Here is a 13,984-nt window from a genome sequence, read left to right as displayed (position 1 = left end):
CGTTCCGCTTCTGGGAGGTGACGCAGAGCGTCACGGGATGCATTACCACGCAGAGCGTGGGAACGATCGGGTCGCGGCGGCGGTGGAAGATCGTTCCTCACGCTCCACGTGGGAACGCCGCCAGGGACGCTCCGCGTTCCGCTTCTGCAAGGTGACGCAGAGCGTCACGGGATGCATTACCACGCAGAGCGTGGGAACGATCGGGTCGCGGCGGCGGTGGAAGATCGTTCCTCACGCTCCGCGTGGGAATGCCGCCAGGGACGCTCCGCGTTCCGCTTCTGGAGGGTGACGCAGAGCGTCACGGGATGCATTAACACGCAGAGCGTGGGAACGATCGGGTCGCGGCGGCGGTGGAAGATCGTTCCTCACGCTCCACGTGGGAACGCCGCCAGGGACGCTCCGCGTTCCGCTTCTGGGAGGTGACGCAGAGCGTCACGGGATGCATTACCACGCAGAGCGTGGGAACGATCGGGTCGCGGCGGCGGTGGAAGATCGTTCCTCACGCTCCGCGTGGGAATGCCGCCAGGGACGCTCCGCGTTCCGTTTCTACAGACTGAGTAGGGCTTAAGTTTTTCCCAAGTTGATTTCAATCAAGGGCCGAAGATGGGGCCGGCCCCTACCATGATCGCCAAGATCCTGTCTTTAAGCCCTGGCGTCCATGACCCCTCCCTTTGTGATGCTGCACCTATCCCGCCTCTGGCTCCGTGGACTGTTCGTTTTCCTGCTGTTGTTCACGGGCCTGGCCCAGGCCAAGGACTACGGCGATACCCCGCAACAGCGCATCCACCATGTCCTGGGCCAGACCGACGCGATCTCCGAGCCCGAAGGGCGGTTCAAGGTGCGCACGCTGTCCGCTGCCGGCAAGGTCTTGGGCTATGTGTTCCAGAGCCTGGACGTGGTGGACATTCCCGCCTATTCCGGCAAGCCGATCAACGTCCAGGTCATTCTCGATCCTGCGGGGGTGATCCTCGATGCCTATGTGCTCGAACACCATGAGCCGATTCTGCTGATCGGCATCGCCGAAGAAAAACTCCACGCGTTCAGCGCGCGCTACAGCGGCATCAAGGTCAACCAGCGGGTGGTGGTGGGGCATTCCAGCGACCCGAATGCCGTGACCGTGGATGCCATCGCCGGGGCTACCGTGACGGCGATGGTGGTCAACGAAGTCATCATGCGTGCCGCCCACGATGTCGCGGTGTCCCTGGGCCTGGTCAAGGGCGATGCGGGGTTGGCCGTGGCGCCGGCTCGTGTGCGCGAGGACATCTACGAGCCCGCCGACTGGAAGACCCTGACCGGCAACGGCGCTGTACGGCGCCTGCACCTGACTCGCGGTCAAGTAGACGCCACCTTCAAAGGCACCGACGCCGAACAGGTCGAAGTTGCCAGCGCCGCCCAGGCCGACGACACGTTCATCGACCTGTACGTCACCCACCTCAACCCGCCCACCATTGGCCGCAATCTGTTGGGCGATGGGCAATATCGCACGCTGATGAGCGAGCTCAAACCCGGCGAACAAGCCATTGCCGTGATGGGCAGCGGGCGCTATTCCTTCAAGGGCTCGGGTTATGTGCGCGGCGGCATTTTCGACCGGGTGCTGGTGCGTCAGTTCGGCGACGTCATCAGCTTCCGCGACATGGACTTCCAGCGCCTGGATGACGTGGCCGCCGAGGACATGCCTGAGTTCGACGAAATGGCGGTGTTCATCGTTCGCGCGTCCCACCGTTTCGACCCCGGTTCGCCTTGGAGCCTGGAGCTGCTGATCCGCCGCCAGACCGGGCCGGTCAGCGGTATTTTCAGCAGCTTCGAGCTGGCCTATCAGTTGCCGGAGCCCTACCTGGAGCGGCCATTGCCGACCGCCGAGCAACTGGCGGCCGCCGAAGAAGCGAGCCGGCCGATGTGGCTGACGCTCTGGTATCAGAAAAGTGTCGAAATCACCGTGCTTGGCGTAGCCCTGCTGGTGCTGACGGCGATCCTGTTTTTCCAGGATTCACTGGCCCGGCGGCCGACGCTGTTGCACTGGCTGCGCCGCGGCTACCTGGTCTTCACCGTGGTGTTTCTGGGCGGCTACGCCTTGGCGCAGTTGTCGGTGGTCAACGTGCTGACCTTCGTCCACGCCTTGTTCGAAGGCTTTCGCTGGGAACTGTTTCTCACCGATCCGCTGATCTTCATTCTCTGGGTGTTCACCGCCGGCAGCATTCTGCTGTGGGGGCGTGGGGTGTTCTGTGGCTGGCTGTGTCCGTTCGGCGCGTTACAGGAGTTGATCAACGAACTGGCGCGCAAGCTCAAGGTGCCCCAATACGAGTTGCCGTTTGCCGTGCATGAGCGGCTCTGGGCGATCAAGTACATCATTTTGCTGGTGCTGTTCGGCGTTTCGCTGGAGTCGATGGCCACCGCCGAGCGGCTGGCCGAAGTGGAGCCCTTCAAGACCGCCATCACCCTCAGGTTCGACCGCCAGTGGTGGTTCGTGGCGTACGCAGTGGGCCTGCTGGTGATCAACCTGTTTACCCGCAAGGTCTATTGCCGCTACGTCTGCCCGCTGGGTGCTGCCCTGGCGATGCCGACCCGGTTGCGGCTGTTCGATTGGCTCAAGCGCCGCAAGGAGTGTGGCAACCCCTGTCAGCTGTGCGCCAAGGAATGCGAGATCCAGGCGATTCATCCCGATGGCCGGATCAATGCCAACGAATGCCATTACTGCCTCGACTGCCAGATGACCTGGCACAACGAAAACAAATGTCCGCCGCTGATCAACAAGCGCAAGAAGCGCGGCAAGGCGGCCGTGAGCGATCCGCAACTGATTCCCGTGGTGCAGGTGAACCCGGCGCCTTGAGGCCCCAATGGCCTGTCCCTTGACCGTTTCATTCTTCATGGAGCACACAGCATGAGCGATAAAAAAAACCAAACCCCGGGCGTGGTGGAAGAACCCAAGGGTGTCAGCCGGCGCAGTTTTCTCGGCACTGGCGCGGTAACCGGTGCCGTACTGGCCGGCGCGACGGCGCTGGGGGCCGGGACGTTCACCCGTGAGTCCTGGGCTGCGGCGGCCAAGGAGGCCAAGTCCAAGATTCACGTCGGGCCTGGGGAGCTGGACGAATACTACGGTTTCTGGAGCGGCGGCCACCAGGGCGAGGTACGGGTATTGGGGGTGCCATCGATGCGTGAGTTGATGCGTATCCCGGTGTTCAACGTCGACTCTGCCACCGGTTGGGGCCTGACCAACGAAAGCAAGCGCATCCTGGGCGACAGCGCCAAGTACCAGAACGGCGACTGCCACCACCCGCACATCTCCATGACCGACGGCAAGTACGACGGCAAATACCTGTTCATCAACGACAAGGCCAACTCCCGGGTCGCGCGTATTCGCCTGGACATCATGAAGTGCGACAAGATCCTCACCGTGCCCAACGTGCAAGCCATCCACGGCCTGCGCCTGCAAAAGGTGCCGTACACCAAGTACGTGTTCGCCAACGCTGAGTTCGTGATCCCGCACCCCAACGACGGCCATACCTTCGACCTGCAGGACAAAAACAGCTTCACGATGTTCAACGCCATCGATGCCGAGAAAATGGAAATGGCGTTCCAGGTGATCGTCGACGGCAACCTGGACAACTCCGATGCTGACTACACCGGCAAATACGCCGCCAGCACCTGCTACAACTCCGAGAAGGCCTACGACCTGGGCGGCATGATGCGCAACGAGCGCGACTGGGTGGTGGTCTTCAACATCCCGCGTATCGAGGCGGCGATCAAGGCCGGCAAGTTCATCAACCTGGACGGCTCCAAGGTGCCGGTGGTCGATGGCCGCAAGATCGATGGCAAGGACTCCGAATTCACCCGCTACATTCCCGTGCCGAAGAACCCCCACGGGCTCAATACCTCATCGGACGGCAAATACTTCATCGCCAACGGCAAGCTGTCGCCTACGGTCTCGATGATCGCCATCGATCGCCTGGACGATTTGTTCGCCGACCGCTTCAAGGACCCACGCGAAGTGATCGTCGCCGAGCCGGAACTGGGGCTCGGGCCATTGCACACCACGTTCGACGGGCGCGGCAATGCCTACACCACCTTGTTCATCGACAGCCAGGTGGTGAAGTGGAACATGGACGAGGCCATCCGCGCCTACAAGGGCGAAAAGATCAATTACATCAAGCAGAAACTCGACGTCCAATACCAGCCTGGCCACAACCATGCGTCTCTCACCGAAACCAGCGAGGCGGACGGCAAGTGGCTGGTGGTGTTGTGCAAGTTCTCCAAGGACCGCTTCCTGCCCACCGGCCCATTACACCCGGAGAACGATCAACTGATCGACATTTCCGGTGAAGAAATGAAGCTGGTGCACGACGGCCCGGCGTTCGCCGAACCGCATGACTGCATTCTCGCGCGGCGCGATCAGATCAAGACCCAGAAGATCTGGAACCGCAACGATCCGTTTTTCGCCGACACCGTGGCCCGGGCGAAGAAGGACGGCATCAACCTGGAAACCGACAACAAGGTCATCCGCGACGGCAACAAGGTGCGGGTGTACATGACGTCGATGGCGCCGGCCTATGGCCTGACGGAGTTCACCGTCAAACAAGGCAATGAGGTGACGGTGACCATCACCAACATCGACCAGATCGAGGACGTGTCCCACGGCTTTGTCATGACCAACCATGGCGTCAGCATGGAGATCAGTCCGCAACAGACCTCATCCATCACCTTTACCGCCGACAAGGCCGGCTTGCACTGGTACTACTGCAGCTGGTTCTGCCACGCGCTGCACATGGAGATGGTCGGGCGCATGCTGGTTGAAAAGGCCTGAGTCATTCACTAGGGAGACAGGCGCAATGACCGGGAATATGCAGCATCCAAACGTTCGTCGACTGGTCATTGCCCTGGTGTTCAGCCTGCTGTCGGGCGGCGTGCTCGGCGCGCCGCAGCCGATCACCGATTTGCCTTTGCAGGCCGAGGGCGACCAGCAATGGCGCCTGCCTGCGGGCCAGTACCGGGGCTCGTTCAGCATCGACCAGCCCATGACCCTCACGTGTGCGCCGGATGCGGTATTCCAGGGCCAGGGCGAGGGCAATGGCGTGATCATTCGCGCCCCGAACGTGCGGGTCCAGGGGTGTACGTTCCTGGACTGGGGCCACGACCTGACGGCCATGAACGCGGCCGTGTTCATCCAACCGGTTGCCCAAGGAGCGGTGGTGCGTGGCAACCGGATGCAGGGCCAGGGCTTCGGTATCTGGGTCGATGGCACGCGGGACGTCAGCCTGATCGACAACCGCATCCAGGGCGACCCCAGCCTGCGCTCCCAGGACCGTGGCAATGGCATCCATTTGTATGCCGTACACGGCGCCCGGGTCATCGGTAACCAGGTGCGCGAAACCCGCGATGGCATCTACATCGACACCTCCAGCGGCAACCTGCTCCAGGGCAATGTCCTGGAGGACCTGCGCTACGGCGTGCATTACATGTTCGCCAACGATAACCGCCTGCTGGATAACGTCACCCGGCGTACTCGAACCGGTTATGCCTTGATGCAAAGCCGCCAGTTGACGGTCATCGGCAATCGCTCTGAACAGGATCAGAACTACGGGATCCTGATGAACTACATCACCTATTCGACCCTGCGCGACAACTTCGTCACCGACGTGCGCGACGGGTCCACCGGCGACACCATGATCACCGGCGCCGAGGGCAAGGCCCTGTTCATCTACAACTCATTGTTCAACCGCATCGAAGGCAACCATTTCGAGCGCAGCGCCGTGGGTATCCACCTGACGGCGGGCTCGGAGGATAACCGCATCGCCGGCAATGCCTTCGTCCACAACCAGCGCCAGGTCAAATACGTGGCCACGCGGTTGCAGGAATGGTCGGTGGATGGCCACGGCAATTACTGGAGCGACTACCTGGGTTGGGATCGCAATGGCGATGGCTTGGGCGATGTCGCCTATGAACCCAACGACAACGTCGATCGCCTGCTGTGGCTGTATCCCCAGGTGCGCTTGTTGATGAACAGCCCGGGGATCGAACTGCTGCGTTGGGTGCAGCGAGCCTTCCCGGTGATGAAATCCCCCGGGGTGATGGACAGCCATCCGCTGATGGAAACGCCTGTCCAGCCCCCACCACGCAACAGTGCCCAGGAGGACGCGTCTTGAACGTCGTCGAGATCGAAGGCGTCAGCCAGTACTATGGCGATGTCGCCGTGCTGCGCGGGCTGGACTTGAACCTGGCCCAGGGCGAAGTGCTCGGCCTGTTCGGGCATAACGGTGCGGGCAAGACCACCACGATGAAGCTGATCCTCGGTTTGCTGCGGGCCAGCGAGGGGCAGGTGCGTGTCTTCGGCCGCGCGCCCAGTGACCCGAGCGTGCGGCAGATGCTCGGTTATCTGCCCGAGAACGTGATGTTCTATCCGCAATTGAGCGGGCTGGAAACCTTGCGCCATTTTGCCCGGCTCAAAGGCGCTGCACCGGAGCAGGTGCAGCGTTTGCTGGAAGAGGTCGGGCTGGCGGGTGCCGCGACACGACGCGTGAAGACGTATTCCAAGGGCATGCGCCAGCGTCTCGGTCTGGCCCAGGCGCTGCTCGGCCAACCGCGCCTGTTATTGCTGGATGAACCGACCGTGGGCCTGGACCCCATCGCCACCCAGGACCTCTATCAGTTGCTCGACCGCCTGCGTTGGCAGGGCACCAGCATCATTCTCTGTTCTCATGTCCTGCCTGGCGTGGAAGCTCACATCAACCGCGCCGCGATTCTCACCCGGGGTCGCCTGTTGGCCCTGGGCAGCCTGGCCCGCCTGAGGGAGGACGCCGGGTTGCCGACGCTGATCCGCGCCTCGGGCCTGTCGCGGGCCGATTGGCTTCGCCAGCATTGGCGCAGCGAAGGGCACGCCACCCAAGGCTGGGGCGCCGAAGGGGTGCAGGTGTCCGCGCCGGATGGCAGCAAGCTTAAATTGCTGCGCCAGCTGCTGGCCCAGGATGACCCGTCGGATGTCGAGATCAAGCCGCCGTCGCTGGAGGATTTGTACCGTCATTACATGGTCCGTGCCGCAGCCGAGGAGACCCGCCTATGAATCCGGTCTGGAACATGGCCCGCAAGGAATTCAGCGATGGCCTGCGCAATCGCTGGTTGTTGGCGATCAGTCTGTTGTTCGCGGTGCTGGCGATCGGCATCGCCTGGCTCGGCGCGGCGGCGTCCGGTCAACTGGGGTTCACCTCGGTGCCGGCCACGGTGGCGAGCCTGTCCAGCCTGGCGACCTTCCTGATGCCGCTGATTGCCTTGCTGTTGGCCTATGACGCGATTGTCGGCGAGGACGAGAGCGGCACCTTGCTGCTGTTGCTGACCTACCCGTTGGGCCGCGGACAATTGCTGCTGGGCAAGTTTGTGGGGCACGGCTTGATCCTGGCCCTGGCCACCTTCATCGGTTTTGGCTGCGCGATGCTGGCTATCGCCCTGTGGGTGGACGATGTCCAGTTGAGCCTGCTGCTCTGGGCCTTCGGTCGCTTCATGGTGTCCAGCACGCTGCTGGGCTGGGTGTTCCTCGGGTTGGCCTATGTGCTGAGCAGCTTGTCGGCAGAGAAATCCACCGCGGCCGGATTGGCGCTGGGGGTCTGGTTTTTCTTCGTGCTGGTGTTCGACCTGGCGTTGCTGGCATTGCTGGTGCTGAGCGAAGGGCGCTTCAGCCCGGAACTGTTGCCATGGCTGCTGCTGTTCAACCCTACCGACGTGTATCGGCTGATCAACCTGTCCGGGTTCGATGCGGCGTCCAGCGGCGCCGCGGTGCTGACCTTGGGCAGCGACCTGCCGGTGTCGGCGCCTTTGCTCTGGCTGTGCCTGGGCCTATGGATGGCGGTGCCGTTGTGGCTGGCCTATCGGTTGTTCAATCGCCGATGCCCGTGAATTTCAATCTTGATAAGGGAGCATGCAACGATGAACAGGGTGTATTTCAAGGCGGGTCGCCTTTGGGTCGGGGTATTGATGTGCCTGGCACTGGCGGCCTGCGGCAAGGCCGAGCCACCCGCGGCCAGCGAGGCGGCGCTGGCGTTCCATCCCAGTGACGAATGCCATGTGTGCGGCATGGTCATCACTGACTTTCCCGGACCCAAGGGCGCGGCGGTCGGGGCAGGGGGCGTAAAGAAATTCTGCTCGCCGGCGGAGATGCTGGGCTGGTGGTTGCAGCCGGAAAACCATCGGGCCGACGTCAAGCTGTATGTCCACGACATGGGCCGCAGCCATTGGGACACACCGGATGACGCCCACCTGATCGACGCCCGGACCGCCTACTTCGTCATCGGCAGCGGGCTCAAGGGCGCCATGGGCGTTGTCCTGGCTTCGTTCTCCGACCCCCAGGCGGCACAAAAACTCGCCAGCGATACCGGTGGTCGGGTGCTGCGCCTGGAAGACATCGACCAGGAACTGCTGGGGCAGGCGACCGCCATGTCGCCGATGAGTCACTGATATTGCCTGCACACCGAACCGCTTTTGTGGTGAAGGGATTTAGCGAAACGTCGCACCGCCCCGCTGGGTTGCGAAGCAGCCCTGAGACTTGACAACGCGCTGTGTCAGGTTGACTGCATTCAATTTGCTTGGGGCTGCTTTGCAACCCAGCGGGAGCAAGCTCCCTCGCCACAAAGGTATTCCATATCAGGGGTGTGGGTGGTGGCGGCACCGTCATGTGCGCCGATCTTCTCATCCCATGGAAGCGTCCACCCGCTACCCAAGTAGCATACGTCGACTCGACGCGGCTTCGTACACTCAGGGCTCCTATCACGCACCCGTCGGAGGCGAAGATGCAGCAGGCCCAGAGCGAAGGTGTGGTGAGCGCCATGTCCCAGGCCACGGACGTCCAGCAGGTGGCCCAGGAGTTGGCGCGGCAGTTGTTGCACCCGCACCTGGGCTTCGTGTTGTTTTTCTGTTCCGCCGAATATGACCTGCCGGCCCTGGGCCAGGCGCTGTCCCAGAGTTTCGGTGGGATTCGCCTGGTGGGCTGTACCAGCGCCGGTGAAATCACCGCGCAAGGTTATGGTCGCAACTGCGTGACGGCGGTGGGTTTCGATCACCGGCACTTTTCCATCGCCGCCGAACTGATCGGCGAGATGGAGCACTTCAGCCTGATCGACGCCCAGCAAATGGTCGAACGTCTGGCGAGCGGCTGTCGCAGCAACGCCCTGGCCCCGATCAAGGGCCACAGCTTCGCCTTGACCCTGCTCGATGGCCTGTCCAGCCGCGAGGAGATGGTGCTGGCGGCCTTGAGCGCCGCGCTGGGGGACATCCCGCATTTCGGCGGTTCGGCTGGCGATGACAACTACCTGACTCACACCCACGTGTACTTCGAAGGCCAGTTCCACAGTGGCGCGGCTGTGGTGGTGCTGATCAACACCTGGCTGGAATTCGAAGTCTTCACCACCCATCACATCCTGCCCCGGGAGGAGAAACTGGTGGTGACCGGCGCCGACAGCGCCTCGCGACGGGTCTACGAGCTCAACGCCGAACCCGCCGCCGAAGAATACGCCCGGCACATCGGCGTGCCGGTGAGCGCCCTCGACTACCGGGTCTTCGCCGCCCATCCACTGGCGGTGCGCATCAACGACCAGTACTACGTGCGCGCCATCCAGCAGGTGCACCCGGACCTGAGCCTGAGTTTCTACTGTGCGGTGGAGAACGGCATCGTGCTCACCGCCATGACTCCCGGGCCCTTGCTGCACAACCTGCAAACGCTGTTCGACGGTTTGCAGGCACGCCTCGGCGATTTGCTGCTGACCATCGGCTGCGATTGCTTTCTCCGGCGCCTGGAGCTGGAAGATCGCGGCGGCCTGGAGCAGATCGGTCAGTTCCTGCGCGAACAACGGGTGATGGGGTTCAACACCTATGGAGAACAGTTCAATGGCATGCATATCAACCAGACGTTCACCGGAGTTGCCATTGCCCGACATCGCGTCCCCGGCCATCGCTGAGCTGCAGGCCCAGCTCGCTGCCCTGCAGCATGAAAACCGCAAGTTGCGGCGCATCAATGAGGCGCTGATCGAACGGGTGGAGTCCGGCGTAACTCGGGGCAACGACCCGTACGCGGCGTTCCAGCACTCGGTGGTGCTGGCCGAGCAGGTGCGCGAGCGCACCGATGCCCTGAACCAGGCCATGGCCGAACTCAAGGCCGGCAATCACTTGCTGGGCGAGGCGCGGCTGCGAGCGGAAACCGCCCACCGGCACCTTATCGACGCCATCGAAAGCATCTCCGATGCGTTTGTGCTGTTCGACGAGCAGCAACGCATTGTCCTGTTCAACAGCCGCTTCAAGGCTTTCTGGGCCAACAGCCGGGTGCGCATCATCGCCGGCATGCGCCTTTCCGAGGTCAAGCGCTTGATGACCGCCAACGGACTGTTCAGCGAAGAGCCCCGGGGCCAGGCCGACGAGCACGTGTTGTATCGCTTGCAGAACGGGCGTTGGCTGCAAGTCAGCGAGCGGCCGACCCAGGAAGGCGGGCGGGTGATCCTGTTTACCGACATCACCGACGTCAAGCTCAGCGAAACCGTGCGCCGCGAGCAGGCCATCGCGCAGAAATCCCACCTGTTGCAGCGGGCGGTGGACAACCTGTCCCAGGGCGTGGCGATGATCAACGCCCAAGGCGTGCTGGAGCTGTGGAACCGACGCTTCCTCGAACTCAGCGGCCTGGCACCGGTAGCGGCCCACCGGCCGTTCAACGAAGTGATTGCCGACAGTGAGTTGCAACTGTTGACCCCGGCCAGTCGCGACAGCAACGGCCGGTTGATCCACGAATCCGAGCAGCGCCTGTCCGATGGCCGGGTCCTGGAGATCCGTACGCATCCCTTGCCCACTGGCGGCTACGTCAACACCTTCACCGACATCACCGAACGCTACCAGCACGCCGAGGCGCTGAGCGAAAGCGAACGCTGGATCCGCCTGATCACCGACCATGTGCCGGCGCTGATTGCCTACCTCAACGCCGACCTGGTCTACGAATTCACCAACAAGGTCTACGAGCAATGGTATTGCTGGCCCCGTGGCGTGATGCTCGGCCAGAGCCTGCGCGAGGCCCACAGCGAGCAGCATTACCAGCGCCTGGAAGCCTACGTGGCCCGGGCGTTGGCGGGGGAGAGCGTGACGTTCGAGTTCGCCGAGACCAACATCAACAACCAGGAGCGCTACATGCTGCGCTCCTATGTACCCAACCGCTTGGCCAACGGCGAGGTGGTGGGGATTTTCGTGCTGATCCGCGACATCACTGAGCGCCGGCGCACCGCCGAGGCGCTGCACCAGGCCTATCAGAACCTGGAACAGCGGGTCCAGGAACGGACCGCCGAACTGACCACGCTCAATGACCAGTTGCTGCGCGAGATCGACGAGCGCAGCCGGGTGGAATTGCGCCTGCGAGAGGCCAAGCGCGAAGCCGAGCAGGCCAACCTGTCGAAGACCAAGTTTCTCGCAGCGGTCAGCCATGACCTGCTGCAACCGCTCAACGCTGCCCGGTTGTTCACCAGTGCCTTGCTTGAGCGTCGCGAGCCGGTCGCCAACGCGCAACTGGTGCGTAACGTCAGCAATTCGCTACAGGACGTGGAGAACCTGCTGGGCACCCTGGTGGACATCTCCAAGCTGGACGCCGGGGTGATTAAGGCCGACGTTGCGCCGTTTGGCCTCAGTGAGTTGCTGGACAACCTGGCCGCCGAATACGCCCAGATCGCCCGCAGCGAAGGGCTGGAGCTGCACTTTGTCGGTTGTTCGGTGCTGGTGCGCAGCGACATGCAATTGCTCGCGCGGATTTTGCGCAACCTGCTGAGCAACGCTATTCGTTACACCCCCAGCGGGCGGGTGGTGCTGGGTTGCCGGCGACACCGCCAGCGCGTGTCGATCCAGGTCTGGGACAGCGGCATCGGTATTGCCGAGAACCGCCTTGAGGAAATATTCCAGGAGTTCAAGCGTGGCGACGTGCAACGCCCGAACCAGGACCGTGGGTTGGGCCTGGGCCTGGCGATTGTCGAAAAAATCGCCGGGATCCTCGGGCACCGGATCCAGGTGCGCTCCTGGCCGGGCAAGGGCTCGATGTTCTCCATCGACGTGCCGCTGAGCGCCACCGCGCCCAAGCCGCTGCCGTGCCTGGACATGAGCGAGCCGATGCTCGAACGCCTGCGCGGGGCGCGGGTCTGGGTGCTGGATAACGATGCAGCGATCTGCGCCGGCATGCGTACGTTGCTGGAGGGCTGGGGTTGCCAGGTAGTGACCGCGTTGTCGGAACAGGACCTGGCCCGCCAAGTGGATAACTACCATGCCGAGGCCGACTTGTTGATCGCCGATTATCATCTGGACAACGATCAGAATGGCGTCGATGCGGTGGCCAGGATCAACGCCCGCCGGGCCTCACCGATCCCGGCCATGATGATCACCGCCAACTACAGCAACGAACTCAAGCAGCAGATCCGCGAACGCGGGCACACCCTGATGCACAAGCCGGTGCGGCCGATGAAGCTCAAGATTGCGATGAGTCATCTGCTGAATCCCCCCCGATCTTGAGCCGAACACTGTTGTGGCGAGGGAGCTTGCTCCCGCTGGGCTGCGAAGCAGCCCCCTTCGCGCGCCACCCTGATTATCGGTGTTGTTGCAGACTTTTCAGGGCCGCTGCGCGCCCCAGCGGGAGCAAGCTCCCTCGCCACAGGGATTCATGGCGCCTGTTCAGCGCCGCAAATAAGCCCCGAAATCAATATCCCCGGCACTGAGGATCGCCTGCACCCGGTTGTGCACGTTGAGTTTGCGCAGGATCGCCGAGACGTGGGCCTTGACCGTGGTTTCGGCGATGTCCAGGGTGTAGGCGATCTGTTTGTTCGACTCGCCCTTGGTCATGCGTTCGAGCACCAGCAGTTGCTTGCGGGTCAAGGCCTGGAGCAGTTCCGGCGGGAATGCCGGGGTTTCGTTCAGGCGGCGGCCCATCGGGCTTTTTTGCGTGCGAATGATGTCGGGCGGCAGGTACACGTTGCCGTTGAGGATCTGCTCGATGGCATCGGTCATCTGCGAGCGTGGCGAGGATTTGGTGATGAAGCCCACCGCACCATAGGTGATGGCCTGCAGCACCACCTGTTTGTCCTGCTCGGCGGAGACAATCACCACGGGGATGGTCGGTGCCTCGTTGCGCAGGTTGATCAGGCCATTGAGCCCGTGCATGCCGGGCATGTTCAGGTCCAGCAGGATCAGGTCCAGGTCGTCGTGCTCGACAGTCAAGGCCAGGGCGCTGTCCAGGTCGGCGGTCTCCATGACCTCGCTGCCAGGAAAACCGTCGCTGATGACGTTGTGGATGGCTTCGCGAAACAGTGGGTGATCGTCGGCTATCAGGATTTTATACATGGCCATTCACCTCGTTATTGTCGTGTGGGGCAGGGCAGTTGCACGCATTTCTTTGCAAAATCAGGGAAAGGGTTCGGGCCGGGCCGCTTGCAGGGGCAGGTTGGCCGCCTCCCAGGCATCGAGGCCATCGCGATACCAGTACACATGGTTATAGCCCATGGCAGCGGCGCGTTTTACCGCGTTCCAGCTCAGCCAGCAATCGGCGCGGCAATAAAAGACCAACGGCGAATCCAACCGCCCGCCGGTGGCCGTGCGCAGGTGATGGCTGAAGTAGTCCTGCCAGGTCGGGTCGAGGTCGCCGTCACCGGTATTGGCCAGCCACAGGCTGCCAGGGAGGTTGGCGTGGGGTTCGTTGTCGATGAAACGCCCTTGGACCCACGCCCGGCGATAAACGTCGATCAGCACCGGGGGCGAGGCTTGCTCAAGCAGCTGTTGCAGGGCCTGGGTATCGAGGGTCTGGGCGCCGTCGACAGTGGCGGGCGTCGGGCTGCGGTATTGGGCGATGCGATAACCCTGCGCCGAAAACAGCGCGGTATCGGCCTGCGCGACATTCAGCGCCAGGCCCAGCAGGAGGATCGCCAGCAAACGGGGCATAGGATTTATCCTTTTTGTTATGCGCCCATTACATGCCAGGGTCGAGGTCTTGTGAATGCGACCA

General features: G+C 62.7%; 10 protein-coding genes. 8 read left to right on the top strand and 2 right to left on the bottom strand.

Annotated elements, in window-relative coordinates:
• Positions 1–658 precede the first annotated feature (658 nt).
• The 8 genes from nosR (at position 659) to nahK (ending at position 12,501) form a co-directional block, all read left to right on the top strand.
• Complete coding sequence (gene nosR / locus TK06_RS07125; RefSeq protein ID WP_238992597.1) at positions 659–2,827, top strand: transcriptional regulator NosR; 2,169 nt, start codon at positions 659–661, stop codon at positions 2,825–2,827.
• A gap of 51 nt (positions 2,828–2,878) precedes the next feature.
• Positions 2,879–4,798, top strand: a complete 1,920-nt coding sequence (gene nosZ / locus TK06_RS07120; RefSeq protein WP_063321463.1) for a TAT-dependent nitrous-oxide reductase — start codon at positions 2,879–2,881, stop codon at positions 4,796–4,798.
• Between the two features lie 25 nt (positions 4,799–4,823).
• Positions 4,824–6,137 carry a nitrous oxide reductase family maturation protein NosD gene (locus TK06_RS07115; protein WP_063321462.1) on the top strand — a complete coding sequence of 438 codons (1,314 nt, stop codon included), beginning with the start codon at positions 4,824–4,826 and terminating at the stop codon, positions 6,135–6,137.
• Positions 6,134–7,051 carry an ABC transporter ATP-binding protein gene (locus TK06_RS07110; RefSeq protein WP_063321461.1) on the top strand — a complete coding sequence of 306 codons (918 nt, stop codon included), beginning with the start codon at positions 6,134–6,136 and terminating at the stop codon, positions 7,049–7,051. Before TK06_RS07115 ends, TK06_RS07110 begins: the two co-directional genes overlap by 4 nt.
• Complete coding sequence (locus TK06_RS07105; protein WP_046062341.1) at positions 7,048–7,878, top strand: ABC transporter permease; 831 nt, start codon at positions 7,048–7,050, stop codon at positions 7,876–7,878. Before TK06_RS07110 ends, TK06_RS07105 begins: the two co-directional genes overlap by 4 nt.
• A 30-nt stretch (positions 7,879–7,908) precedes the next feature.
• Positions 7,909–8,436, top strand: coding sequence for a nitrous oxide reductase accessory protein NosL (locus tag TK06_RS07100; RefSeq protein WP_063321460.1), 528 nt, complete (start codon positions 7,909–7,911; stop codon positions 8,434–8,436).
• 332 nt (positions 8,437–8,768) lie between these two features.
• Positions 8,769–9,932: a nitric oxide-sensing protein NosP gene (nosP, locus tag TK06_RS07095; RefSeq protein WP_063321459.1), complete on the top strand. Its 1,164-nt coding sequence runs from the start codon at positions 8,769–8,771 to the stop codon at positions 9,930–9,932.
• Positions 9,862–12,501 (top strand): hybrid sensor histidine kinase/response regulator NahK/ErcS', encoded by a 2,640-nt coding sequence (gene nahK / locus TK06_RS07090; protein WP_086936594.1) that lies wholly within the window; start codon positions 9,862–9,864, stop codon positions 12,499–12,501. The genes nosP and nahK overlap by 71 nt, the downstream gene beginning before the upstream one ends.
• 159 nt (positions 12,502–12,660) lie before the next feature.
• Here nahK and TK06_RS07085 read toward each other — a convergent pair whose 3' ends face one another.
• Together TK06_RS07085 and TK06_RS07080 are read right to left on the bottom strand one after the other, a co-directional pair.
• Positions 12,661–13,326, bottom strand: a complete 666-nt coding sequence (locus tag TK06_RS07085) for a response regulator transcription factor (protein ID WP_063325092.1) — start codon at positions 13,324–13,326, stop codon at positions 12,661–12,663.
• 60 nt (positions 13,327–13,386) lie between these two features.
• Positions 13,387–13,920, bottom strand: a complete 534-nt coding sequence (locus TK06_RS07080) for a PQQ-dependent catabolism-associated CXXCW motif protein (protein WP_063321457.1) — start codon at positions 13,918–13,920, stop codon at positions 13,387–13,389.
• Positions 13,921–13,984 lie beyond the last annotated feature (64 nt).

Source organism: Pseudomonas fluorescens, from assembly GCF_001623525.1.
GTDB classification, from domain to species: Bacteria; Pseudomonadota; Gammaproteobacteria; order Pseudomonadales; family Pseudomonadaceae; genus Aquipseudomonas; species Aquipseudomonas fluorescens_Q.
Note: the sequence above shows the minus strand (reverse complement) of the source record. Positions and strands in the feature narration are given on the sequence as shown.

Bases quoted from the DNA above. Each gene is read 5' to 3' on its own strand.
- TK06_RS07115 (WP_063321462.1), top strand. From the start codon at position 4,824: ATGACCGGGAATATGCAGCATCCAAACGTTCGTCGACTGGTCATTGCC.
- TK06_RS07080 (WP_063321457.1), bottom strand. From the start codon at position 13,920: ATGCCCCGTTTGCTGGCGATCCTCCTGCTGGGCCTGGCGCTGAATGTC.
- nosP (WP_063321459.1), top strand. From the start codon at position 8,769: ATGCAGCAGGCCCAGAGCGAAGGTGTGGTGAGCGCCATGTCCCAGGCC.
- nahK (WP_086936594.1), top strand. From the start codon at position 9,862: ATGGCATGCATATCAACCAGACGTTCACCGGAGTTGCCATTGCCCGAC.
- nosZ (WP_063321463.1), top strand. From the start codon at position 2,879: ATGAGCGATAAAAAAAACCAAACCCCGGGCGTGGTGGAAGAACCCAAG.
- TK06_RS07100 (WP_063321460.1), top strand. From the start codon at position 7,909: ATGAACAGGGTGTATTTCAAGGCGGGTCGCCTTTGGGTCGGGGTATTG.
- nosR (WP_238992597.1), top strand. From the start codon at position 659: ATGACCCCTCCCTTTGTGATGCTGCACCTATCCCGCCTCTGGCTCCGT.
- TK06_RS07085 (WP_063325092.1), bottom strand. From the start codon at position 13,326: ATGTATAAAATCCTGATAGCCGACGATCACCCACTGTTTCGCGAAGCC.
- TK06_RS07105 (WP_046062341.1), top strand. From the start codon at position 7,048: ATGAATCCGGTCTGGAACATGGCCCGCAAGGAATTCAGCGATGGCCTG.